Here is a 21,082-nt window from a genome sequence, read left to right on the forward strand (position 1 = left end):
GACTCAGCGCGAGATCATCAGCGGACCCTGCGGATGCAGTTCGACAATGGCGACCAGGTCACCGTAGGGCACCGCTCCGTGCGCGAACCGATGCGCCATGCGCGCCAGCGCGGTCCGCGCACCGTATTTGATGCGCATCCCCTCGTGTACCCGTTCGGTCACCCGGGGATCGTTGACGATGTGCGCGGTCCCGTAGTGCTGGCGGGATCCCAGTGCGGGGCGGCCGCGCCAGTCGCCGATCTGGATCACGACCCGGCCGTCGTAGGCGAGCTGCTGCGCTTCCTCCCCGTAGGAGGAGAGGACGAAGGCCAGTCGCCCCTGTTCGGCGGGGAGCACCAGATGTGGTGCGGTGGCGATGCTTCCCGGTGCGACCGGACGCGTCACCAGCACGGATTTCGCATCCCACCACAGCGATCCGTCATGCCATGCGCTCGTGCCGACCGGAACCATCTCGGCCCGCCGGTGCGGTCTCATTGCGGGTGCGGTGTGCGAAACCATAGCCGATCGAACTCCAATGTAGTTGTTTGCCAATACCTTTCACACGCGAGTCAGCGCTGACACGGGTGAGACGAGCAACGCCCCGCCCACCGTCCCAGACGAAGAGCGTCGCGATTGTCCCGAAACCGAGGTTAGCGTCGTCCGCGCAGCCGTGCCACGACGCGCCGAGCCGCCTCGTTCGGTGTGAAGGCCATCTCAGAAAGGGTCTTTCGGCTCTGCCATGGCGGTCGATCACCCAGCAGCCTGTACCTGTGATTCCCACTACTGGAACGCCCGGGCCGACGCGAACCATCGACCCGGCGGTGTACGACCAGACGGTCGAGCGGCTGTCCGCCGAACTCGCGGGCAGCGTGTCACGACAGCGGGTGGAGCTGGTACTCCGGTGGAGTCTCGACGATCTGACCGGCAATCCCCCCGGCGCCATGCCCGAACTCGGTGAGCGACTGGCCCGCCAACGACTACTCGAGCCCGCCCTCCATCCCGAGCGGCGCTGAGCGTATCGCTGTGCGGCCCACTCGCGTCCGGCTGTCCGACGGTCTGTCCCAGCCGTCGCGCGGCTGGGACAGTATCGAGTTCGGCGAGGCCGCGACCCAGGGCGACCACTGACCTCCCGCTGATGCGGTCATTCCGCTGCTCGACCCAACCGCTGCTGCGCGCGGACTGATCGGTTCAGGCGGCGCGCCGCCGGACGGTGCGCTCGAGAATTCCGAGCGTCGCCTTGAGCGCCGATGCGGGAACCACCGGGAAGTCGACGCGCCGCCGCCAGTGCTCGTCGACCTCCGACCAGTCGTAATACGAGGTGACGCGGGTGCCGTCCGCGACCGGTTCCAGCCGGTAGCCGTAGATGTGGCGGGCGTGCGGCTTGATGTGGGCCTCCACGGTCCACGCGATCTCGGTATCCGGAACCAGTTCGGTGATGACGACTTCGACGTCGTATCGCCCCAGCGGAAGATCGCCCAACGCCTCTCGATCCATATGGACGACGAACCGGTCGCCGGTCCGCTCGACCGTCGCACCCTCGGCGTCGATGAGCGTTCCCGATGCGTCGATATCGACGTGCCCCTTCGGGTCGGTCAGCACCGAGAAGATGGCGGCGGCGGGCGCGGGGATGAGCCTCGAGACCTCGATCCGTTCGACGGCATCTGCCGTGGAGGGCGTTTCGATTGGGGCGTTCGCATGCGCGGCGACCACGCTCCCGGCACCGCCCTCAAACCGCAGGATCTCGCGCGGGACCAGGGCGTGAGTCTGGCTGTCGTCCGTGAAGCGCTGGTGCGCCTGGTCGGCGAGGGTCTGGCCGACCGGCTGCCCAACCGCGGCTTCGCCGTCCCGGAGTACTCCGATCGCCGCTGGCAGGAGATCGCGGAAGCGCGACGCACCGTCGAACCGGTACTGCTGCGGCTGTCCATCGAGCGCGGTGACGTCGACTGGGAGGCCCGGGTGCGCGCCGCCCACCACCGGCTGGCCCGCACCCCGGCCTTCGCTCCGGGGGAGGGCGCGTACTACACCGAAGCCTGGTCCGAGGCGCACCGCCGGTTCCACCGCACCCTGCTGGAGGGGTGCGGCAACCCCGTGCTCCTGGAGACCTTCGACCGCCTGTGGACCGCCAGCGAGCTGGCCCGCCGCTGGTCGGCACACCGCAACCCCGATCGGGACGGAGCCGCGGAACACCGCCGCCTGGAGGAGGCGGCGCTGTCGCGCGACGCCGATACCGCCGCCGCCGTACTGACCCGGCACCTCACGCTCACCGCGACCGGACTGACCGACCCCGCGTGACACCCCCGGGCACACTGGAGGCATGGACCCCGTCGAGGCTCTACGCCAGATCGCGTACTGGAAGGACCGCGCCCGCGAGGACACCCGACGGGTCATGGCCTACCGCAGGGCCGCCGATATCGTCGAACGGCTGGACACGGCCCAGCGCGAGGTGCTGGGCCGCACCAACGCCTGGCAGTCGCTGCCCGGTATCGGGCCGAAGACGGCCGCGGTCATCGCCCAGGCGTGGTCCGGTCGCGAACCCGACGCACTGATCGAATTACGCTCGGCGGCACAGGATCTGGGCGGCGGTGCGGTGCGCGCGGCACTGCGGGGTGATCTGCACCTGCACTCGAACTGGTCCGACGGTTCGGCGCCCATAGCGGAGATGATGGACACCGCCCGCACCCTGGGTCACGAGTACTGCGCGCTCACCGATCATTCGCCGCGCCTGACCGTCGCCAACGGCCTGTCGGCGCAGCGGCTGCGCGAACAGCTCGACGTCATCGACGAGTTGCGTGAACGGTTCGCCCCCATGCGCATTCTCACCGGCATCGAAGTGGACATTCTGGACAACGGCTCCCTCGATCAGGACCCGGCTCTACTCGATCGCCTCGATATCGTCGTGGCCAGCGTCCACTCCAAGCTCAGAATGGAATCCGCCGCCATGACCAGGCGGATGATTCGCGCCGTCTCGAACCACCGCGTCGATGTGCTCGGCCACTGCACCGGCCGCCTGGTCGAAGGCTCTCGCGGCCGCCGCCCCGAATCCACCTTCGACGCCGAAGCGGTCTTCACCGCCTGCCGCGACCACGGCACCGCCGTCGAGATCAACTCCCGCCCAGAACGCCGCGATCCACCGACCCGCCTGCTCCGCCTCGCTCGCGACCTGGGCTGCCACTTCTCCATCGACACCGACGCCCACGCCCCCGGCCAACTCGATTTCCTCGGCTACGGCGCCCAACGCGCCGCCGACAACGACATCCCCACCGAGCACATCGTCAATACCTGGCCGGTGGACGAGTTGCTGGCGTGGACTTCCCGCGGCTGACGGCAGCGCGATCAGGTCCCGGACGGGCGGCTGAGATGGTCGACGGCGGTGGTGACGAAGTCGGCAAGGTGAGTCGGGGGGTAGCGGTCGGGGTCGGTGACGGCCAGACGGACGAGTTGTTCGCCGACCGCCAGCAGTGCGATGGACAGCAGTTCGGGGTCCAGGCGGCTGAGGTCGGGGCGGCGGGGGCGGGCCCATTCGATGAGGGCGCGCAGGTTGTCGCGGGCGAATGCGCGGGCGCGGGCGGCGTGTTCGCGGACTTCGGCGGGGGCGTCGTCGGCGGGGGCGGTCAGCAGGAGGGCGGATTCCGGATGTTCGACGACGGCGTGCAGCAGGTTGGTGGCGGCAGAGGTGAGGATGGTTTCGAAGTCGCTGTCGTCGTCGAAGGGGGGCATGGCTGTCGCGAGGGTGTCGATGGTGCGTCGCTGTTCGCGTTCCAGCAGTGCCAGCAGGAGCGGGCCGCGGCCCGGATAGGCGGCGTAGACACGAGGTTTGGCGAGTTTCGCCTCACGGGCGATCGCCTCCATGGTGGCGGCCGCGTAGCCGTCGCGGACAACCAGCCGCAGGGCGGCGTCCAGGACCTGGACGCGACGGACTTCCAGGTCCATGCGCGGTTGACGTTTCCGCGGCGACTCGAGGGGAGCGGGCATACGGTTCACCGTATGCGGTGCTCAGTACAGGCCGCGCAACCCGACCGGTGGCGGCGCCATTTGCAGCGGCGCGTTGGCCAACCAGGCTCCGGCGGGCCAGCATACGGGCGCGAGCCGGGCCGCCCGATCACGGACGCGCAGGGTGGTGGGCTCGGCGGCGCGCATGATCCGCAGGGCGCGCGACGACAGGTCCCGATTGCGGATGCCCCAGGCGCGCCGGTGGCAGGCGACTCGTTCGATCGCGCGGCGGGCGCGGTGCGGATCGGGGGTGCGGAGGGCATGCGCGATGGCGGTGGCGGCATCGGTGGCGTCGAAAACCCCTGAGTTGAGCCCTCTTCCACCCCACGGCGCGAACAGATGCGCGGCTTCCCCGGCCAGCAGGACCCGCCGGTGCGGGTCGGTGTAGGTGTCGGCGACCGATTGGTGGAAGCGGTAGCTCGACACCCAGGTCACGTGTTCCCCGTACCAGGGGTCGACGATCTCGGCCGTCCACCGCCGGATGCCGTCGAGACCGGACCAGTAGTCGGCGTCGTCGCCGGGCAGGCATTGCAGATCGATGCGCATCCCGCCCTGGAACGGCATATGCATGACATTGCGTCCACCCAGGCGGGGACAGTTGTACTGGAAGAAGCCCGGCATGTGCGGTGTCGTGCCGTCCGGATGGTCGGCGACGTCGACGATGACGAATCGGGTGTCGTCCGGCGTACCCCGCAGGGTCGCGCCGATCTCGTCCCGTACCCGCGAGCGCGCCCCATCGGCCCCGATAACGTATGCGGCAGAAAGGGTGTCCCCGGTTTCGAGCTCGATCTCGACTCCGTCCGGATTGCTGGACAACCGCATCAGCGGCGACGCCCACCGAAACCGCACGCCGTGCGCCACGCACGCCTCGTACAGGTGGTTCTCGGTAACCGTCTGCGGCAGACTGACACCCAGCAGTTCGCTGGGCATCACCCGCCCCAGCACGCCGCGCCGGGAGCGGTACCCGAACACCCGACGCTCCCCGTAGTACGCGTCATAACCCCGAACCCGAATCCCCGCCGCCGCAACAGCTTCCCCCAGCCCCGGCAGCACGGCATCGAACCGACGCACGGTCGGCGCGAACAACCCGATAGCCCGACTCCCCGGCCGCATCCGCCCCATCCCCTCGGCCTCCACCACCGTCACCGCCACACCCCGCCGCGCCAACGCCAGCGCCCCGACCAACCCCACCGGCCCGGCCCCCACCACCACACAGTTCGCACTCATCGACGGTTCCCCTTGTCCTGCCCGCTCGCTTCCGACGTTTGATACGGTAACGTAACTACGGGCTCGTAACTACGGATTCGGGAATCCGAGTACCCACGAGCCATCGGCACCGGGAATGCTCCTGACTCCGGTGCTGTCACCGTTCGCGGCGGCGCTTGCGGTCGCTCCGCATGTGGCGATCGTGCTGGCGAAGGTGGCCGCGCGGCGGCGCAGCGGCTCAGGTCCGCTCGGCCGTCAGGACAGGTCCCGGCTCATCTCCACTGTCGGAATGGCGTTGCCGCCCGGGCTGTCTCTGGTACGACCGGTGGGAGCGAAGCCGTGCCGCTCGGCCAACTGTCGCATCGGAGCGTTGTCCTGCCGAGCCCACAGCACCGCTCGACGGTAACCATTGTCGTGCACCCACTGCAGCTGAGCGTGCAGCAGCCGGTCACTTGTCCCGCTTCCACGGGCCTCGGCGGCAACCCACACAGCGACAATCTCCAACGTGTCGGATCGCCCGGGATCGGCAACCGTGCCGATACTGCCGACCGGCTTGCCATCCCGCGTCGCGACAAACCTGCTCATCGCCGACTCGACCAGCGCCCGCCACTCCTGCTCCGTCCGCGCCGCCGCCTGCTCGAGAGTGGTCTTGAACGCCCACGGTGCGTCCGCGATGGAACGAAAAGTTACTTCTCGCTGGCATTTCCAATCCTCGGCGGTCAGTCGACGAACATCGAGGGCGTCGTCACGCATAGCACGATCTGCCGGATCCGGTGCGCCGCCGGTCCCGGTCGGTTCATCATGGCCGTGCCGCATATCACCGAAATCGAGTGCAGCGGCTGCTCTTCCGCCGACTGCGTCGCCGCGTTCACAGTCATTCGTCGTAGCTCGTAGGTGCTCGGCCGATTCCACCAGCGGTCGGCGGCGGACACCTGCCACAAGGGCGATGACGGCACTCACTCGCTGGAGGACCTCGCCCCGGACGTGGGACCACCTCGACAAAAGCACCCTTCCAACAGTGGATCGCGGGGTAGCTCGACAGTACCGGATGTGGTGACCCGCAGTCACCGAGGACCATCGCCGCCCCAGCCGACACCCACCGGCCCGGCCAGAGGTAGTTACAGCTTCCACGGCGAATGCGCCACGGCGGCAGCGAAGTACATGCGACCCGTGGGCAGCACGTTGCACTGGTGGCCGCGCCGATCCCCCACCGCCGGTGATCACGATGTCATCGGGCCACCGCTGCTCCGGTCGCCCGCGGGTTCACGACTCGGATCGAACCTCGGACAGGAGTCGGGTCCGCTACTCCACGATCGGGAAGTAGGACTCCCCGTCTTCCGGGGTGTCGTCGACCTGCCCGCGATGCTGGCGGGTAGGGCGGGGATCGGTGTCCTCGGCGTTCTCGTCGGTGACGACGGCGGATGTGTCCAGCGGGGAGAATTCCTCCGTGGGCGGGCCCGCGTCGGGGTTGCGCCGGTCCGCGCTGACGTCCGGTTCCTCGGCGTCGAGGCGGGCGGCGTGGGGTTCGCCGATGCGCTGTTCCCGCTCGGTCATGCCGTACTTGTCCGCGGCGCGCCAATCCTCCGGTGGTGCGACCACGGTGTCGTCGTCGGCGTTGCGTACGTCATCAGGGTCCAGGCTCTCCGTCGAACTCAGCGTGTCGCCGGGGCCCATTTCGTCGGCCGGGTCCTGGTTTCCGTTCATGCAGGCTGGATGCCCGTACTGCCCGACCCGAAACCCGGGTGTCCGGAGTGAACTCCCCCACCATGTCGGGAGCGGCCGGGTCGTGGCGCGCGTCCGTCAGTGTTTTCGCAGGAAGCGACCGCGCCGCGGGGCCACGTAGAGCCGCAGCAGGAACTCTCCGGCGAAGATCAGCCACAGCCCCCACGCCAAGACCGCCAAGACGGTGATCAGAACCGGTGACCGCGCCAGCGTCTGCCCCAGCACGACGAACAGGAACACCACCCCGAGGGCGCTCATCGGGCCGTCCAAGCGTGCGACCAGCCCTTCGGCCCAGTCCTGGCGCTCCTGATCGGCGCCGCCACCTCCCGATTGAGCGGAACGTGGTTCGGTCATGGCGCCATCCGATCGACTGCCCGGCGACCGCCGGATCATCGATAGCCGTACCCATCCGGCCGAGCCGAAACCGACACTCGCACGCAGTAGGCCGAAACGGGCCTACTCCCAGTCGTGGCTGGCGTTGCAGGAACGGCACTCGAGGCGCAGATTGCCGAGATCGTTGTACGCCGCTTTTGCCTCGGCCGGGGTCGCGACCGCCGCGTACTTCAGATGGTCGCGCCACCTCCGAATGTGGCCCAGTTCCACGCCGCTCTCCGACACACCGTTACGGCAGCTCTCGCACAGGAAGATTCGCAGCTGGCGTTGCGGGTTCCACGGATCGGCCACGGGACGGAACTCGCGGTGAGACAGCATCCAGATCCGGGTATCCCGCGACGCGCGTAGGTGGTTGGGATCGGTGTACCAGCCCGGTTTGGCCAGACCATTGACGTAGGCGTCGACAGTCGGCTGATGGACCGCGGCGTCGGGGGTCCAGGTGACATCGAATCCGATGTCCTCGGGCAATGCGAGCTCATGCTGATAACCGGCCCTCATCGTGGCGCTCCTTCTGAAGCATTTCCGTGAGGGTGGGCGCCCGCAACCCACCGTCGTCCTATCGTACTTGCGCTGCAATGTGATTCAGACGGGAACCGGCGTTCTGATGCGCGACATCAGCCGCGACGCGCCGAACGCTGTTGCACGCTGACGGGCGGCCCGCCAGTCGGGGCGGGCCAGGGTGGTGTCCTCCTCCCGGCCCGCGTCCAGATCCTCGAGATACCGGGCCGCCCGCTGCTGCGCGGGCACGGCGGTGCTCACCGCGATGTCACTGCCCCGAGTAGTGCTCGGTATTCTGCCCGAACGCGCCACGTACCAGGCTCCCGCCACGAACGGCTTCATCATGTTCGACAATCGCCTCGTCCACGTTGAGACGATCACCGCAGAACTGTCGGTCACCCAACCGCGCGAAATCGCCCTCTACGGAAGAATGTTCACGCAGTTGTCCGAGCAGGCCGTCTACGGCGAATCGACTCGGCGACTGATCATGGCCGAACTCGAGGAACGCCGGTAGCAGCCGGCGTCGGTACCGGTGACTACAGTCGTCGACGAACCGCCGAGCGCGCTGACAGGGGAATCGATGGCCGTAACCGCACACCGTTCGACGGCCACGGGCCGGGTGGGTGGCGAGTCGGTTTTCGAGCCGACGGCAAAGCAGTTGAAGCAGCTGTTGTTTCGACGGGATGGGTTGTTGCGGGCGCCCCGGGGTGCGGTGGGCGTGGGTGCGGTACCGGGGGAGGCGGGGGTGCTGGGGGTGGAATCCGCTGCGGCGTTGCTGCGTAGGCGGGTGGAGCTGCTGTATCACCTGAGCGGTGGGGAGCGGCGGCGGGCGGTGACGGATGTGTGTGCGCTGCTCGACTCCTGGAGTGCGGTGCGGGGGTTGGGGTTCACGGCCGAGGTGTTGATGCGGGCGGTCACCGAGCCGTCGTGGGTGCGTCCGCCGCAGTGGGACGCACGGGGCGAGGTGCGGGAGATGCGGGCGGTGTCGGGGGCCTTGCGCAACCGCCTCGCAGGGTGTTCGGAGGAGGAGTTGGCGGCGGCGGTCGCCGTGCTGGAGCGGTATCGAGGGACGTCGCGGTGGGCGCGCGTGCTCACGTCGGTGTTGTTGCCGTCGCGGCGGGAGTGGGTGGCGGCGGATATCGAGGAGGCGGTGGCGGCCGGGTCCAAGGGAGATGCGCGGCTGCTCGTCGACGCGGCCTGGTCGGTGGCGCAGTTGCGGCGCTTGAATTCGCTGTTCACCGGATATTGGTACGGCACCGAGGGGTTGGCCATCGATACGCCCGGGATGGCGATCACCGTGGTCGACGGGGTTGGGTTCGAAGTCGTGGAGATGCTGACGCACTGGTTCGACCACCCGGATACCACGCAGGCGCTGCGCGTTCCGATCGCGGACGCGCTCGGCGTGATACCCACGGATGCCGCGTTCGCGGCGCTGGCCGCCCGCATTTTCCGTCCGCCCGCGCTCGCCGCCGTCCGCGGCGCGGCCGCACGCTTCCCGATGCGGGCCCTGCGCCTGCTCGATCCCGGCGCCCACGGCGACATCCTGCGTGAGCACATTCACGGCCACCCCGAGCTGGCGCGGCGGCTGAGACCCGAACTTCCCACCGCCACAGCCGAACTCATCACCAGCGAACTGGGCCGGATGGCTTCTCAACCCACCACCGACGAGATCGGGATACCGGGCATACTGCGGAATCCGCCCTGGCAGAACCGCAAACGCGGCAAGGCCGCCGCGGTGGTGCCGGAACTCGCGGCGCCCACCGAACCGTACTGTGCATGGCTGCCGGGCGAACGCGAGGAATGGCGGAACCTGGTACGGCCCGACGACTACGCGGATCTCGACAAGACCCTCGAGCGCCGCACCGACGGCACGCTCACCGAGCAGGTTCTGGGCGCGCTGGTGCTCGCGGGCCCCGAGCGCGCCCTGCCGATACTGGCCGCCTCCCGGCTGCGCTGGCTCTACGGACCGTCGAAACAGGTCAAGGCCGCCATCGCGGCGTTCGAAACCGCCGCCTACCCGATGGTCGTGGCCGCGGCGCGCGAGTACCCCCGCGATATGGAGGACGCGATCGTTCCCTACGCGGGCACGGAACTGATCGACCTCGCGATCACCCGCCTGGACCGGCGCACGCTACGCCCCGGGGCACTGCGCTATCTCCGCCGCCATGCCCACCACGTCGCCCGCGTGCTGATCCCTCGCGCTGTCGGGTCGGCGGCGAAGGACCGCCGCCTCGCCACCCGGGTCCTGCGACTACTGGCGGCACACGGCCACGACGGCGACATACACGCCGCCGCAGCGGAATACGGCGACAAGGCCACGGCGGCGGTAGCGGCGCTGCTGGCGGCCGATCCCCTCACTCTGCTGCCCGCCCGACTCCCGGCGGTTCCGGCCTGGATCAATACGGCCGCACTTCCTTCGGTGCGCACCGCCGACGGCGCGACCCTCCCCGCCGCCGCGGTGGAGAATCTGCTCGTCATGCTCATGCTGGCCGACCCGTTCGAGCCGTATGCCGGTGTGGCACAGGTGTATCGGCACTGCGATCCGGCATCGCTGGCCGACCTGGCATGGGAACTGTTCTCGCAGTGGCAGCGGGCGGGTGCGCCCACCCGGCACAGCTGGGTGTACGACGCCCTCGGCTCCTTCGGCGATGACGACACGGTGGCCGCGCTGCTCCACCACGTCCGCGCCCATCGTTCCGATCCGCGCTCGGTGTCGGCGCTGGACGCCTTCGTCGCCATCGGTTCCGATGCCGCGCTGCTGGCATTGCGGCATATCGGCGAGAAGGTCAAGACCACTCGCGTGCGCGAGGGCGCGAAGGAGCGCATCGAGGCGGTGGCGGAGCGGCTCGGGCTCACCGCCGATCAACTGGCCGATCGCCTGGTGCCGGATCTGGGGCTGCGCGCGGACGGCACCGCCGTCCTGGATTTCGGACCGCGACGGTTCGTGGTCGGCTTCGACGAACAGCTGCGCCCGACCGTCGCCACCGCCGACGGCACCCAGGTCCGCTCGCTGCCCAAGCCCGGAGTACACGACGACCCGGAGCGAGCAGCACAGGCCCACAAGGATTTTCGCGCGCTCAAGAAGAACGCGCGGACGATCGCCACCGATCAGATCCGCCGCCTGGAGCGGGCCATGGTGGTCCAGCGCCGCTTCACCGTCGACGAACTGCGCACCCTGTTCATCGGCCATCCCCTGCGCTGGCAGGTGACCCGCCGCTTGGTCTGGGGCGTCTACGAGGGTGATGCGCTGACGACCACCTTCCGTATCGCCGAGGATCGCGGCTTCGCCGACAGCGCCGACGACGGGGTCACCCTCACCGACGATGCGGTGCTGGGCGTCGCCCATCCGCTCCGGTTTCCGGGTGAGCTCACGTCCTGGCGGGAGATCTTCGCCGACTACGAACTCCTGCAACCCTTCCCCCAGCTCGACCGGGAGACCCACACGCTGCCCACGGACCTCCGCGACCGCGACGTGCTCGGCGACGCGGGTGCGACGGTCGAGGGGCCGCGCCTGCTGGGGCTGGCGTCACGCGGCTGGCTGCCCCCGGAGACCGGCGACGGCGGCTACATCGACAGCTTCGAGAAACCGCTGCCGCACGGCCGTGTCCTCCACCTGAGCTGCGACCCGGGCCTGCCGACCTGGGATCTGAACGGTTCGCCGGAACAGTCCATCGAGGTGCGGCTGCATCCGACCCGCTCGACCTCCGGCGGCATCACCTTCGGCGACCTGGACACCGTCACCGTGTCGGAAATCCTGCGCGATATCGCCTGGCTGCGGCATGAGCGCCACTAGCGAACGGTCATAATCCCTGCATGGGTGACCCGAGGCGTGTCCGGTGACGGCGACGGCGGTGGCGGTGCTGGTCGCTGGCGTACTGATCGCCGCGGCCATCGCGGCGTGGCCGCGCACCCGCCGCACCGTGACCACCTCCGCCGAACGCGCGGTGCACAGCACCCTGCACACCGCCTCCCTGGCCGCGAACGCGCTGCGGCGGGGCCTCACCGAGGAGTCGGCCAGCGAGGCCGCGCCGCACCTGCGCACCCTCACCGCGGCCGACGGGCTCGGTATCGCCGATCCGGAGGGGCAACTGCTGGCGTGGGACGGCGGGCACGCCGACCTCGCCGACCGGTTCACCGAGGCGGCCCGGCGCGCGGTGGACGGGGAACGCCGGGTGCTGGATGCCGGACCCGAGAACGGGGCCTATCCGCGCCGCATCCTCATCGCGCAGCCGCTGCTGATCGACAGCACCGGCCCGGTCGGGGTGCTCGGCGTCGTCACCACCGTACAACCCGAGCCCGGTATGCTCGGCGCGCTCGCCGAGGTGGCCCGCTATGTGTGCGGACAGCTGGAGTTGGCCGAACTGGACGCCTCCCGCGCCCGCCTCGACCGCGCCGAGGTCCGGGCCCTGCGCGCCCAGATCAGCCCGCACTTCATCTACAACGCGCTCAACACCATCGCCTCGTTCGTGCGCACCGACCCCGCCCGCGCCCGCGAACTCATTCTCGACTTCGCCGACTTCACCCGCTATTCCTTCCGGGCGGCGGGCGAATTCACGGTGCTGTCGGACGAGTTGAGCAATATCGACCGCTATCTCGCCCTCGAACGCGCCCGCTTCGGCGACGCCCTCCAGGTACGCCTCCGGATCGCCCCCGAGGTGCTCGGGGTGGTCCTGCCCTTCCTGGCCCTGCAACCCCTGGTCGAGAATGCCGTCCGGCACGGTCTCGCGCCGCGGCCCGGCGGCGGCACGGTCAGCATCGTGGCCCTCGACGAGGGCACCGACTGTGTGATCAGCGTGGAGGACGACGGTGTCGGCATGGACCCGGAGTTACTGCGCTCCGGTGCTCTGGACGCCGTCGAATCCGGTTCCCGCACCGCCGGTTCCGAGGCCGCGCACGTCGGCCTGGCCAATGTGGACGACCGGCTGCGCGCCGCCTTCGGCAACGACTACGGCCTGGTCGTGGAGACCGCGCCGGGCGCGGGCACCAAGGTGAGCATGCGGGTGCCGAAGTTCCGCGCGGGCATCCGCGCGTGACGCCGTCACCGTGTCCGGTCGGTCAGCCAATCGTGCTCCAGCACACCGAGTTCCGTCCGCGGCGTGTCGCCGTAGCACCATTCCCGGCCGATGCGGTGCCAGTTGCCGCTGGCACGCAGCTTACCCAGCAACGCGAGGGTGCCGTACTCGACGCGGCGGGCGAACGCGTGTTCGGCGGGCGCGTACTCGCGTCGCCAGTGCTCGAAATAGCCGCGACGCGGGTCGACCAGGGCCAGCAGGGCCTTCGACACCGCGTCCGCGCCGACCCGGATCTCGGCGTCGGTGAACAGCCAGCCGGACACCTCATGCAGCAGACGTAGGCACTGTTCGGCGGTGGCCGCCGAATCCGGCTCCAGCACACCGTAATCCACCAGCAGCTCGCGTAGATCCGCGGCGCGGTACTCCACGGCCGCGCGCACGCAGGACAGCTCGAATTCCACCGCGGCGTCGTTCATATGCTTGAACAGCCCGAAATCGAGGAATACCACCGCGCCGTCCGGGGCGAGCAGGATATTGCCCGGGTGCGGGTCACCGGTGAACCGGTGCTCGCGGGCCATGGTCCCCACGTAGAAGCGGAACAGGACCTCCCCGACGCGATCTCGGTCGGCGGCGGGCAGCGCGCAGATCTCGTCGAATCCCAGCCCCTCGACCAGTTCGGTGACCAACACCCGCCCGGTGCACAGCTCGGTGACCACCTCCGGAATCCGGATGAACGGATGGCCGCGGTACATCTCGCCGACCATCCGATGGTGTTCGGCCTCCGCGCGGTAGTCGGTCTCCTCGGCGAAGTGCGTGGTGAGCTCGCGGAACATGGCATGCTCGGCCAGCGCCGGGGCCACCGTGCGCATCATGCGCATGACGAGCGCGAGATTCTTCAGGTCGGCGCGGATGGCCACGTCGACACCCGGGTACTGCACCTTCACCGCGACGGCGCGGCCGTCCCGGAGCCGGGCCCGGTAGACCTGTCCGATCGAGGCCGCGCCGATGGGTTGCTCGTCGAAATCCGAGAAGAGCTCGCCGATCGGACACCCGTGGTCGCGCTCGATCACCGCGCGCATGCGGGCGAAGGGCAGCTGGGGCGCTTGATCGTAGAGTGCGGCGAGCCGACGCCGAAACCGCTCGCGCTGGTGCGACGGGACGGTGGCGGCGTCGAGCGCGGCCAGCGGATCGAACATCGACAGCAGCTGTCCGGCCTTCATGGCCAGCCCCTTCATGCTGCCCAGCACGGTGACGATGTCCTCGGCGGCATCCGCCAGCGCGCGTTCGGTCCGGGCGAGGCGCTGCTCCTCGGTGTCGCGCATGGTCGCCAGGGTGACGCCCGCACCGCGAAAAGCCTGGTCCGCCACCAGCTTTCCCAGTTTCGCTCCGCGCACGAGCCGCGAGGTGGGTATCGGCTCGGTCATCTCACGACCTCTTCCCTCGGCCAGTGGCCCGAGATTAGCAGACGTCGACGTCGACTAATGCGGTGCGGGGTGGGCCGTCCACAGACCCGGGGCCAGTACCGCGCGCACGGTGTCGGTGTACGCGCGCCGACTCGGCTCCCCCTCCCCCTGCAGGGTGCGCATCACCGGCGGGATGGTCAGTGCCATGAGCATCCAGGCGACCTCGGTGGTGTCCACGTCGTCGCGGAACACCCCGGCGTCGACGGCGCGGGCCAGGAATCGCCCGACCGTGGCGGCCAGTATCCCGCCGAGCCCGATGATCCGGGTGTTGAGTTCCTCGTCGATACCGGGCAGTTCGAACAGCAGCGCCTGCATGAGCGCCGGATCGGATTCGGCGATCCGGCACATGCGCTCGACGGCGGTGGTCCAGGTCGCGACGAGTTGTTCGAGGGTGATCTCGTCGCGGTCCAGGGCGGGTTCGAACACATCACCGGCGATCTCGGTGAGGATGCGATCCAGACCGTAGTCGACGACGTCGTCGAGGATCGCGCGCTTGCTGTCGAAGTAGCGGTAGAAGGTGCCGTAGCCGACGCCGATCTCGGCGGCGATATCCGCCGCGGAGGCCGCGGCGTACCCCTTGGTGGTGAATACGCGGTAGGCGGCGGCGATGAGTTCGCGGCGGCGGCGCTCGGCGTTCCGCTCGTCGCGCGGACGCCCGGGACCCCGTCCACGCTTGGCTGATTCGGTCATCCAGCACATCGTATGCGCCGCCCCACCGACCGCAGCCCCGCATACCGCTGCACCCGACCCCCTTGCGTGATCGTCTGGGACAGTTTATTTTGATGACATCCACATCCGCTAATTACCACCAGGTGGTGGCGCTCTTGTGGATCTTCGACGGAGTGACGACAAAGGAGTCGCGTCATGATCGAACGACGGGTGAACGAACTATGACACCGGCAGTCGTGACCGGGGCCGCGAGCGGTATCGGCCGGGCGACCGCGCTGCGGCTCGCGAAACGTGGAATGACCGTGATCGTCGCCGATATCGATCGGCACGGCGGCAACGAAACGGTCGGGTTGGTGCGGGCGGCGGGCGGCCGGGCGGAGTTCCGCTACCTGGATATCGCCGACGCCGACGCCTGGGAGCTGTTCGCCGTCCGGGTGCGCCAGGACCACGGCGTGCCCGAACTGGTCGTCAACAATGCGGGAATCCTGATCTCCGGCGGCTTCCTGGAGCAGACCGGCGACGACTGGCGGCGCATGATCGCGGTCAACATGATGGGACCGCTGTGGGGTTCCCGGGTGTTCGTCCAGCAGATGGTGGACGCGGGTGTGCGCGGTGCGATCGTGAACGTGTGCTCGGTCGGCGCGTTCCTGCCGAACTCCCTGGCCCCCTCCTACGTCACCGCCAAGGCGGGCGCCTGGATGGGCACCCAGGCGTTGCGCACCGAATTCGCCGGACGCGGCATCCGGGTGAGCGCCGTCTGTCCCGGGCTGATCGACACCGGCTTGTCCGCCAACGGCACCCGCGCCGGAGCCGACGACCTCCGCACCGCCGAGTGGGCGGCGAAACTCGCCCGCGGACAACATCTGCTGGGCCGCTCACCGGATCGCGTCGCGGCGGCCGTCGAGCGCGCCGTGCGGTGGAACCTGTCGACCGTTCCGGTGGGCATCGAGGGCTGGGCGGGGTGGTATCTGTCGCGGTTGTCGCCGGGGCTGCTGCGCGGCCTGGCGCAACTGGTCCGGATGCCGTTGGCGGAGAGGGTCGTTCACCTCTCCGATCGGGTGCTGGGAGCGGCCCGATGAGCACCGCCGTGGTGACCGGCGCGGGCGCGGGTATCGGCCGGGAGACCGCGCGCCGCTTCGCGTCCAGGGGCTACCGCGTGGTGGTGGCCGATATCGACGAGGCCAGCGCGGGCGCGGTGGCCGAGGAGATCACCGCCGCGGGCGGGAGCGCGCGTCCCTACCGGCTGGACGTGTCGAGCGAATCGCAGTGGGATGACTGCGCCGCATGGGTGCGCGGCGAATACGGACCGGCGCGGCTGCTGGTCAACAACGCCGGGATCATGGATACCGGCGGCTTCACCGAGATGAGCGCCGCACAGTGGCAGCGCACCGTCGACGTGGACCTGATGAGCGTGATCTACGGATCGCGGGTGTTCGCGCGGCAGATGATCGACGCCGGGATCCGGGGACATATCGTCAATCTGTCCTCGGCGGCGGCCTTCCTGCCCGCCCGGTACGTCCCCGCCTACGCGACCGCCAAGGCCGCGGCGCTGATGGCGAGCCAATGCCTGCGGGTCGAGTTGCGCCCCAAGGGAATCGGCGTCACCGCGATCTGTCCGGGCGCGATCCGCACCGATCTCGTCGCCCACGGTGAACGCGCCGGACTCGATGCGGAACGGCAGGCCGCCTGGCGTGCGGAGGCCGGTCGGGTTCAGGGTCTGGCCTTCGCGGGCCCGGAGAAGGTCGCCCGCGTCATCGACACCGCGGTGCACCGGAATCGCGCGGTGGTGCCGGTGAACGTCGAGGCCTGGCTCGCCTACGCGGGGCTGCGCCTGTCCCCCGCCCTCATGCGGGGCATCGGCGGCGTCGGGTCCCTGGAGGTCGCCGATGCGCTGCTGCTCCGCCTGCGGCCGCTGCTCGATCGAATTGCGAAGTGAGACAACCATGAACGACACAGCACAGCCGCAGTACGAGGTCGCGGTGATCGGTGCGGGTCCCGGTGGGATAGCGGCCGGGGTCAAACTGCGCCGCGCGGGCATCGACGACTTCGTGGTGCTCGAACGCGCGGACGAGGTCGGCGGCAGCTGGCACGAGAACCACTATCCCGGTCTGGGAGTGGATATTCCGGCGCTGGCCTACCAGTACTCGTTCGCCCGCAAGGCCACCTGGAGCCGGGTGTTCCCGCCGGGCGATGAGGTCAAGCGCTACCACGTCGAGGTCGCCCACCGGTTCGGCGTCCACGAGCGGGTCCGGTTCGGCGCGGAGGTACAGCGCGAGGAATGGGACGACGCGGCCGGGTACTGGGTGCTGCACCTCGCGGACGGCTCCACGGTCACGGCGCGTTTCGTCATCAGCGCGGTGGGCGCCTTCGTCCGTCCCAAGGCCGATGTCGGCATCGCGGGGGCGCGGTCGTTCCGGGGGAAGGTGCTGCGCCCGAGCAGTTGGGATCACGACTACGACCTGTCCGGCAAGCGAGTCGGCATCATCGGCACCGGAGCCAGTGCGGTGCAGATCATTCCGTCGATCGCCCCCGAGGTCGGGCGGCTGACCGTCTTCCAGCGCACTCCGGTGTGGGCGCTGCCCAAGCCCGATTTCCCGATTCCGGCCCCGCTGCACCGGGTACTGGCGGTCCCGGGGGTGCAGCCGCTGCTGCACGGGACCGCGCTGGTGGCGGTCGATCTCGTCTTGCGCACCGTCGTCGGCATGCCGGGCGCGGTGTCGCGACCGACCATGGATCGCTTCGACGCCACCTGCCAGGCCCTGTATCGCCGCTACCTGGCGCGCGTGATCACCGAGACCGCCACCAGGGACCGGCTGACCCCGAATTTCGGTCTGCTCGCCAAGCGGCCGACGCTGTCCAACAGCTACCTGCGGACCTACAACCGGGACAATGTCGCGCTGGTGACCGATCCGATCGAGAAGATCACCACCACCGGCGTGCGCACCGCCGACGGCAGCCTGCACCGGTTCGACGCGCTGATCATGGCGACCGGGTACGAGGTGTTCTCCGACCCGGAGACCTACCGCCCCGGAACCGTGTTGGGCCGCAACGGATTCGATCTGGCGAAGTTCTATGCCGAGCAGGGATTGCAGGCATACCAGAGCGTGTCGGTGCCCGGTCTGCCCAACCGTTGGACGCTCGTCGGCCCGTACTCGTGGACGGGCTCGGGCTGGCACGCCTTCGTGGAGATGACCGCCGATCACGCGGTCCGCGCCATCACCGAGACCCGCCGCCGCGACGCGGTCTGGTGTGAGGTGCGCAAGGAGGTCGCCGACGCCTATCACCGCACCATCCACCGCCGGGGCGCGCCGCTGCGCTACTACCTCGCCGAACTCAACGGGCATGTGCCGACCTACTACCGGAATTCGCAGGGCGACACCACCTATGTGCGGCCGTCGGGATTCTTCGCCGCACGGCGCGGCAACCGGCGCTTTCCGCTCGACGACTACCGCTACGGCACATGCGCACCGGCGGCGGTGTCGGCATGACCGCGCCGGTGCCTGCCACCGTCCGGACGCCCGGCCGGGTCGAGGTCGAGTTCCGCAGCCGCGCAAGCCTCCGGCTGCGCATCGCGCACGCGCTGCTGCGCGCCACCCTGCGACCCGCCGTCGACGCGCTGAGTGTCCTCGCCGAGCGCACACCGCTGCGTGGCGATCCGGCGTTCCGGATCGCCAATGCCGCCGACCTGGCGGCGTACCCGCTGCGGGCGGCGCGCGGGACCCGGCGCGCACCGGTGCGCTTCGCGGGCTTCCGCGCCGAATGGCTCTGGCACCGAGACCATCCCGGACCCGGCGAGCCCGCAGCGGGAGTGATCCTCTACTTCCACGGCGGCGGATTTCTGACCGGCGGGCTGCACAGTCATCGGCGGCTGGCCGCCCGCATCGCCCGCACCGCGGGCACCGCGCTGCTCAATGTCGACTATCGGCAGCTGCCCGTGGCACACCTGACCGATTCGGTCGAGGATGCCGTGACGGCCTACCGCTATCTGCTCGATCGCGGCATTCCGGCGGAGCGTGTCGTCTTCGCCGGTGATTCGGCCGGGGGCGGGCTGGCCTTCGCGGCCGCGCTCGCCGCTCGGGCGCGGGGCATCGCGCTCCCGGCGGCGATCGCGGCCATCGCCCCGTTCGCCGACCTCGATCCGGCGATCCGGCGCGACCACCCGAACGACCGGCGCGACGCGCTGCTGTCGGCGCGGTCGCTCACGGTTCCGGCCCTGATCGGTTTCGCCCGCGACGGCGTCCTCGATCCGATGTGGTCGCCGGTCAATCACGACTTCGCCGGAATGCCACCGACTCTCATCCAGGTCAGCGACAGCGAAGTGCTGCTGCCGGATGCGGAGGCGCTGGCTCGGCGCTGCGCCGAGGCCGGGGTGCCGCACACCCTGCAGATCTGGAACAACGCCATCCATGTCTTCCACGCGGGCGCGGATGTGCTGCCCGACGCTCGCGCCGCCATCGCCGACCTCGCCGACTTCGTGCGGCGGGCGCTCGATTCCGGCGCGGTCGCAGGCGACGTCGACCGGACCACCGCGGCGTGACCGCGAACTACGACAAGCGAGAACGTATGCACTCCAGCACCACTCCCAGCTACGACGTGCTCGTGGTCGGCGCGGGTTTCGGCGGTATCGGGGCCGGTACCGCGCTGCGTCGCCGCGGCATCGAGAACTTCCTCATCATCGACAAGTGGCCGACGGTCGGCGGCACCTGGAACGCCAACACCTATCCCGGTGTCGCCGTGGATGTTCCGTCCCCGATCTACAACTTCTCCTTTCAGCAGCGCTCCCGCTGGTCGCGATTCTTCGCCCCCGGTCACGAGATACAGCGCTACGCCGAGGAAGTGGTGGACCGGCAGGGGTTGCGGAACAAACTCCGGTTGAACTGCGGGGCCACCGCCGCCCGCTTCGACGAGGCCGCCGACCTGTGGCGGGTGACGACCACGGACGGTGACGAGATCACCGCCCGATTCCTGATCAGCGCCGTCGGCGTGCTGGAGCAGCCGAAACCGCCGGAGATCGCGGGGATCGACGAATACGCGGGCACACTCATGCATACCGCCCGCTGGGATCACTCCTACGACTACCGCGGTAAGCGGGTCGCCGTGATCGGCACCGGCGCGACCGCACTCCAGGTGATACCCGAGTTGGCGGCGCGGGTCGAGCGGCTGACGGTATTCCAGCGCACCGCCATCTGGGTCGCACCCAAACCCGATTTCCCGATGGGGGCGGTGAGCAATCGGGTGCTCGACTTCCCGCCCGCGCAGCAGGCGGTGCGGCTGGTCGGGAACGTGGCCGTCAACGCCTTCCTCGGCATCGGGTTCGCGCTCTCCGGCCATCCCCGCGCGACCTCCGCCGTCCTGGGGGCCGGGGAGGCGTTCCTGAAGGCGTATCTGTTCACGCAGATCCGCGACCGCGCGCTGCGGCGTTCCCTCACCCCGACCTATCGGCTCGGCTGCAAACGACCCTCGATCTCGAACAGCTACCTCAGGACCTTCACCCGGCCGCACGTCGATCTCGTCACCACCCCGATCGAGCGTTTCGACGAGACCGGGATCGTCACCGCCGACGGCACGCATCGGGGGTTCGATCTGGTGGTTACCGCCACCGGATTTCGGGTCATGGACCGCGGGGCCACCCCGCCGTATCCGGTGTACGGCCGCGGCGGAACGGAATTGGGCGAGTTCTGGGATTCCCACAAGTACCAGGCGTATGAGGGAGTCTCGGTCCCCGGCTATCCGAATATGTTCCACATCTTCGGCCCCTACGGCTACGCGCCCGGTTCGGTCATTCCCCTGATCGAGGCCACCTCCGCGCACAGCGCACGGGTCATCGCCGAGGCCCTGCACCGCGGCGCGACCCGGGCGGAGATCCGCCGCGAACCCCACGACGAGTACTTCGCGCGCATGTACGCCCGCAACCGCAACACCTATCTGTTCCAGCAAGGTTGCGCGGAGTCGCGCACCTACTACATCAACTACCAGGGCGACGGACCGGCGTTCCGGGCCACCACGCAACTCGGAATGTACTGGAGCAACCGGCATTTCCCGCTCGACCACTACCGCTACACCGCTCGACGGGACCTCACCCCGGACACCGACGACGCGGCGCGGCCCACCGCCGAGGCGCTGCCCACCCATCCCTGACCAGGAAGAGAC

General features: G+C 69.5%; 22 protein-coding genes. 11 read left to right on the forward strand and 11 right to left on the reverse strand.

Features of this window, described 5'->3' with window-relative positions; genetic code table 11:
• Positions 1–3 precede the first annotated feature (3 nt).
• The gene (locus ON31_RS19225) at positions 4–474 is read right to left on the reverse strand and encodes a hypothetical protein (protein WP_051037480.1); all 471 of its coding nucleotides are present in this window, start codon (positions 472–474) and stop codon (positions 4–6) included.
• 275 nt (positions 475–749) lie between these two features.
• Here ON31_RS19225 and ON31_RS19230 point away from each other — a divergent pair, with 275 nt between their 5' ends.
• On the forward strand, positions 750–992 hold the full coding sequence (locus ON31_RS19230) for a hypothetical protein (RefSeq protein ID WP_147287122.1): 243 nt from the start codon (positions 750–752) through the stop codon (positions 990–992).
• A 175-nt stretch (positions 993–1,167) separates the two neighbouring features.
• Here the strand turns inward: ON31_RS19230 and ON31_RS19235 are convergent, their stop codons facing one another.
• Complete coding sequence (locus tag ON31_RS19235; RefSeq protein WP_255222173.1) at positions 1,168–1,689, reverse strand: SRPBCC family protein; 522 nt, start codon at positions 1,687–1,689, stop codon at positions 1,168–1,170.
• Between ON31_RS19235 and ON31_RS19240 the strand changes: the two genes are divergently transcribed.
• Both ON31_RS19240 and ON31_RS19245 read left to right on the forward strand, forming a co-directional pair.
• On the forward strand, positions 1,675–2,271 hold the full coding sequence (locus ON31_RS19240) for a GntR family transcriptional regulator (protein ID WP_039815515.1): 597 nt from the start codon (positions 1,675–1,677) through the stop codon (positions 2,269–2,271). The two genes, ON31_RS19235 and ON31_RS19240, sit on opposite strands and share 15 nt — an antisense overlap.
• A 22-nt stretch (positions 2,272–2,293) precedes the next feature.
• Entirely contained in the window at positions 2,294–3,301 is a 1,008-nt protein-coding gene (locus ON31_RS19245; protein WP_039815517.1) for a PHP domain-containing protein, read from the forward strand.
• An 11-nt stretch (positions 3,302–3,312) separates the two neighbouring features.
• On the opposite strand, the gene ON31_RS19250 is transcribed toward ON31_RS19245, so the two are convergent.
• The 7 genes from ON31_RS19250 to ON31_RS36790 all read right to left on the reverse strand — a co-directional run bounded on the left by ON31_RS19250 (position 3,313) and on the right by ON31_RS36790 (position 8,049).
• Positions 3,313–3,951, reverse strand: coding sequence for a TetR/AcrR family transcriptional regulator (locus tag ON31_RS19250; protein ID WP_081592570.1), 639 nt, complete (start codon positions 3,949–3,951; stop codon positions 3,313–3,315).
• A gap of 21 nt (positions 3,952–3,972) precedes the next feature.
• Positions 3,973–5,196: an FAD-dependent oxidoreductase gene (locus tag ON31_RS19255; protein ID WP_051037482.1), complete on the reverse strand. Its 1,224-nt coding sequence runs from the start codon at positions 5,194–5,196 to the stop codon at positions 3,973–3,975.
• 234 nt (positions 5,197–5,430) lie between these two features.
• On the reverse strand, positions 5,431–6,135 hold the full coding sequence (locus tag ON31_RS34760; protein ID WP_147287120.1) for a GNAT family N-acetyltransferase: 705 nt from the start codon (positions 6,133–6,135) through the stop codon (positions 5,431–5,433).
• Positions 6,136–6,477: 342 nt separating this feature from the next.
• A complete protein-coding gene (locus ON31_RS19265; RefSeq protein ID WP_039815522.1) occupies positions 6,478–6,879 on the reverse strand; it encodes a hypothetical protein in 402 nt (133 codons plus the stop codon).
• A 96-nt stretch (positions 6,880–6,975) separates the two neighbouring features.
• Positions 6,976–7,251: a hypothetical protein gene (locus ON31_RS19270; RefSeq protein WP_115061567.1), complete on the reverse strand. Its 276-nt coding sequence runs from the start codon at positions 7,249–7,251 to the stop codon at positions 6,976–6,978.
• 102 nt (positions 7,252–7,353) lie between these two features.
• A complete protein-coding gene (locus ON31_RS19275; RefSeq protein WP_081592572.1) occupies positions 7,354–7,788 on the reverse strand; it encodes a GH-E family nuclease in 435 nt (144 codons plus the stop codon).
• A gap of 84 nt (positions 7,789–7,872) precedes the next feature.
• Positions 7,873–8,049 carry a hypothetical protein gene (locus tag ON31_RS36790; protein WP_157533728.1) on the reverse strand — a complete coding sequence of 59 codons (177 nt, stop codon included), beginning with the start codon at positions 8,047–8,049 and terminating at the stop codon, positions 7,873–7,875.
• Positions 8,050–8,053: 4 nt separating this feature from the next.
• Here ON31_RS36790 and ON31_RS19280 point away from each other — a divergent pair, with 4 nt between their 5' ends.
• The 3 genes from ON31_RS19280 to ON31_RS19290 all read left to right on the forward strand — a co-directional run bounded on the left by ON31_RS19280 (position 8,054) and on the right by ON31_RS19290 (position 12,821).
• Positions 8,054–8,302: a Scr1 family TA system antitoxin-like transcriptional regulator gene (locus ON31_RS19280; protein WP_147287119.1), complete on the forward strand. Its 249-nt coding sequence runs from the start codon at positions 8,054–8,056 to the stop codon at positions 8,300–8,302.
• 204 nt (positions 8,303–8,506) lie between these two features.
• Positions 8,507–11,581, forward strand: a complete 3,075-nt coding sequence (locus ON31_RS19285) for a DUF4132 domain-containing protein (protein WP_147287117.1) — start codon at positions 8,507–8,509, stop codon at positions 11,579–11,581.
• Positions 11,582–11,624: 43 nt separating this feature from the next.
• Positions 11,625–12,821 carry a sensor histidine kinase gene (locus tag ON31_RS19290; protein ID WP_039815528.1) on the forward strand — a complete coding sequence of 399 codons (1,197 nt, stop codon included), beginning with the start codon at positions 11,625–11,627 and terminating at the stop codon, positions 12,819–12,821.
• Between the two features lie 5 nt (positions 12,822–12,826).
• Here the strand turns inward: ON31_RS19290 and ON31_RS19295 are convergent, their stop codons facing one another.
• Positions 12,827–14,224: an ABC1 kinase family protein gene (locus ON31_RS19295; protein ID WP_039815530.1), complete on the reverse strand. Its 1,398-nt coding sequence runs from the start codon at positions 14,222–14,224 to the stop codon at positions 12,827–12,829.
• Positions 14,225–14,278: 54 nt separating this feature from the next.
• On the reverse strand, positions 14,279–14,953 hold the full coding sequence (locus tag ON31_RS34765) for a TetR/AcrR family transcriptional regulator (RefSeq protein ID WP_051037487.1): 675 nt from the start codon (positions 14,951–14,953) through the stop codon (positions 14,279–14,281).
• Between the two features lie 200 nt (positions 14,954–15,153).
• Between ON31_RS34765 and ON31_RS19305 the strand changes: the two genes are divergently transcribed.
• The 5 genes from ON31_RS19305 to ON31_RS19325 are packed head-to-tail and all read left to right on the forward strand — an operon-like array spanning position 15,154 to position 21,070.
• Positions 15,154–16,011, forward strand: a complete 858-nt coding sequence (locus ON31_RS19305) for an SDR family NAD(P)-dependent oxidoreductase (protein ID WP_039815531.1) — start codon at positions 15,154–15,156, stop codon at positions 16,009–16,011.
• On the forward strand, positions 16,008–16,868 hold the full coding sequence (locus ON31_RS19310; protein WP_039815532.1) for an SDR family NAD(P)-dependent oxidoreductase: 861 nt from the start codon (positions 16,008–16,010) through the stop codon (positions 16,866–16,868). The genes ON31_RS19305 and ON31_RS19310 overlap by 4 nt, the downstream gene beginning before the upstream one ends.
• A 7-nt stretch (positions 16,869–16,875) precedes the next feature.
• Positions 16,876–18,420 (forward strand): flavin-containing monooxygenase, encoded by a 1,545-nt coding sequence (locus ON31_RS19315; RefSeq protein WP_039815534.1) that lies wholly within the window; start codon positions 16,876–16,878, stop codon positions 18,418–18,420.
• Positions 18,417–19,469 (forward strand): alpha/beta hydrolase, encoded by a 1,053-nt coding sequence (locus ON31_RS19320; protein ID WP_039815600.1) that lies wholly within the window; start codon positions 18,417–18,419, stop codon positions 19,467–19,469. The genes ON31_RS19315 and ON31_RS19320 overlap by 4 nt, the downstream gene beginning before the upstream one ends.
• Positions 19,470–19,495: 26 nt before the next feature.
• Positions 19,496–21,070 carry a flavin-containing monooxygenase gene (locus ON31_RS19325; protein ID WP_039815601.1) on the forward strand — a complete coding sequence of 525 codons (1,575 nt, stop codon included), beginning with the start codon at positions 19,496–19,498 and terminating at the stop codon, positions 21,068–21,070.
• Positions 21,071–21,082 lie beyond the last annotated feature (12 nt).

The organism is Nocardia otitidiscaviarum NBRC 14405 (assembly GCF_000308635.1).
Taxonomy (GTDB): Bacteria; Actinomycetota; Actinomycetes; order Mycobacteriales; family Mycobacteriaceae; genus Nocardia; species Nocardia otitidiscaviarum.

What these genes read in the sequence shown, in the direction of transcription:
- ON31_RS34765 (WP_051037487.1), bottom strand. Translation starts at nt 14,953, where the DNA reads ATGACCGAATCAGCCAAGCGTGGACGGGGTCCCGGGCGTCCGCGCGAC.
- ON31_RS19305 (WP_039815531.1), top strand. Translation starts at nt 15,154, where the DNA reads ATGACACCGGCAGTCGTGACCGGGGCCGCGAGCGGTATCGGCCGGGCG.
- ON31_RS19320 (WP_039815600.1), top strand. Translation starts at nt 18,417, where the DNA reads ATGACCGCGCCGGTGCCTGCCACCGTCCGGACGCCCGGCCGGGTCGAG.
- ON31_RS19225 (WP_051037480.1), bottom strand. Translation starts at nt 474, where the DNA reads ATGAGACCGCACCGGCGGGCCGAGATGGTTCCGGTCGGCACGAGCGCA.
- ON31_RS19280 (WP_147287119.1), top strand. Translation starts at nt 8,054, where the DNA reads ATGTCACTGCCCCGAGTAGTGCTCGGTATTCTGCCCGAACGCGCCACG.
- ON31_RS19265 (WP_039815522.1), bottom strand. Translation starts at nt 6,879, where the DNA reads ATGAACGGAAACCAGGACCCGGCCGACGAAATGGGCCCCGGCGACACG.
- ON31_RS19250 (WP_081592570.1), bottom strand. Translation starts at nt 3,951, where the DNA reads ATGCCCGCTCCCCTCGAGTCGCCGCGGAAACGTCAACCGCGCATGGAC.
- ON31_RS19295 (WP_039815530.1), bottom strand. Translation starts at nt 14,224, where the DNA reads ATGACCGAGCCGATACCCACCTCGCGGCTCGTGCGCGGAGCGAAACTG.
- ON31_RS19240 (WP_039815515.1), top strand. Translation starts at nt 1,675, where the DNA reads ATGCGCGGCGACCACGCTCCCGGCACCGCCCTCAAACCGCAGGATCTC.
- ON31_RS19310 (WP_039815532.1), top strand. Translation starts at nt 16,008, where the DNA reads ATGAGCACCGCCGTGGTGACCGGCGCGGGCGCGGGTATCGGCCGGGAG.
- ON31_RS19315 (WP_039815534.1), top strand. Translation starts at nt 16,876, where the DNA reads ATGAACGACACAGCACAGCCGCAGTACGAGGTCGCGGTGATCGGTGCG.
- ON31_RS19325 (WP_039815601.1), top strand. Translation starts at nt 19,496, where the DNA reads ATGCACTCCAGCACCACTCCCAGCTACGACGTGCTCGTGGTCGGCGCG.
- ON31_RS19270 (WP_115061567.1), bottom strand. Translation starts at nt 7,251, where the DNA reads ATGACCGAACCACGTTCCGCTCAATCGGGAGGTGGCGGCGCCGATCAG.
- ON31_RS19245 (WP_039815517.1), top strand. Translation starts at nt 2,294, where the DNA reads ATGGACCCCGTCGAGGCTCTACGCCAGATCGCGTACTGGAAGGACCGC.
- ON31_RS19255 (WP_051037482.1), bottom strand. Translation starts at nt 5,196, where the DNA reads ATGAGTGCGAACTGTGTGGTGGTGGGGGCCGGGCCGGTGGGGTTGGTC.
- ON31_RS19275 (WP_081592572.1), bottom strand. Translation starts at nt 7,788, where the DNA reads ATGAGGGCCGGTTATCAGCATGAGCTCGCATTGCCCGAGGACATCGGA.